The organism is Azospirillum sp. B506 (assembly GCF_000333595.1).
Taxonomy (GTDB): domain Bacteria; phylum Pseudomonadota; class Alphaproteobacteria; order Azospirillales; family Azospirillaceae; genus Azospirillum.
On sequence record NZ_BADK01000338.1, the window covers coordinates 1 to 933 of the forward strand.

The window sequence follows — 933 nt, forward strand, 5'->3', positions numbered from 1 at the left end:
TGGAACTGATGGACAGCCGTGTGGTGTGCCGAACCTACAATGTCCTGCTGGCCGAAGGCCGACGGGTGGCAGCGGCGATGCTGCCGGTGTAGATGCCAGGAGCATCCATACAGATACGACAAAGGCGCCCTTTTGGGCGCCTTTGCGTTTTCAAACCCCGACGGGGAAACCTTACGCGGCCAGCTGCTCGGCGGCGAAGTCCCAGTTGGCGAGATTGTCGATGACCGCCTTCACGAAATCCGCGCGGCGGTTCTGGAAATCGACGTAGTAGGCATGCTCCCAAACGTCGATGGTGAACAGCGGCTTCTGGCCGTGCGCCAGCGGGGTGTCGGCATTGCCGGTCTTGCCGACCTTCAACTTGTCGCCATCCAGATACAGCCAGGCCCAGCCCGAGCCGAACTGGGTCAGGGCGGCCTGCGTCAGCTCTTCCTTGAATTTCTCGACGCTGCCGAAGTCGGCGACGATGCGCTGCTCCAGGGCCGCCGGGATCTTGCCGCCGTCCTTCTTCAGGCACTGCCAGAAGAAGGTGTGGTTCCACACCTGGGCGGCGTTATTGAAGATGGCGACCTTGGACGCATCGCCGGCCGAAGCCTTGATGACCTCCTCCAGGCTGGCGTCGGCCAGCGGGGTGTCCTTGGTCAGGTTGTTCAGGTTGGTGACATAGGTCTGGTGGTGCTTGTCATGGTGCAGGTGCAGGGTCTCCGACGAGATGTACGGAGCCAGAGCGTCGTACGCATACGGAAGCGGCGGAAGTTCGAACGCCATTTGATTTACCCTCTCTTCTTTGATTGTCCTTCCGGGCCGGGCCTTGCGGGCACGGCACCTCCGTCCGTCCAAATAGGCCGATGACGGAAGCTTGTGAAGGCCGGAAACGGTCCTGAGCGTCTTATGGGGTTATTTTCATCGACAAAGTGGCCTCCGCCGCCCGGTTCC

The 933-nt window shown here is 61.3% G+C and carries 2 protein-coding genes; one reads left to right on the plus strand and one right to left on the minus strand.

Annotated elements, in window-relative coordinates:
* The first annotated feature begins 8 nt into the window (after positions 1-8).
* Positions 9-92 (plus strand): Mth938-like domain-containing protein, encoded by an 84-nt coding sequence (locus tag I71_RS10405; protein ID WP_244433747.1) that lies wholly within the window; start codon positions 9-11, stop codon positions 90-92.
* Positions 93-171: 79 nt separating this feature from the next.
* Here the strand turns inward: I71_RS10405 and I71_RS10410 are convergent, their stop codons facing one another.
* Entirely contained in the window at positions 172-765 is a 594-nt protein-coding gene (locus tag I71_RS10410) for a superoxide dismutase (RefSeq protein ID WP_042694628.1), read from the minus strand.
* Between the last annotated feature and the right edge of the window lie 168 nt (positions 766-933).

Coding starts and splice junctions, on each gene's coding strand:
- I71_RS10405 (WP_244433747.1), top strand. CDS start 9: ATGGACAGCCGTGTGGTGTGCCGAACCTACAATGTCCTGCTGGCCGAA.
- I71_RS10410 (WP_042694628.1), bottom strand. CDS start 765: ATGGCGTTCGAACTTCCGCCGCTTCCGTATGCGTACGACGCTCTGGCT.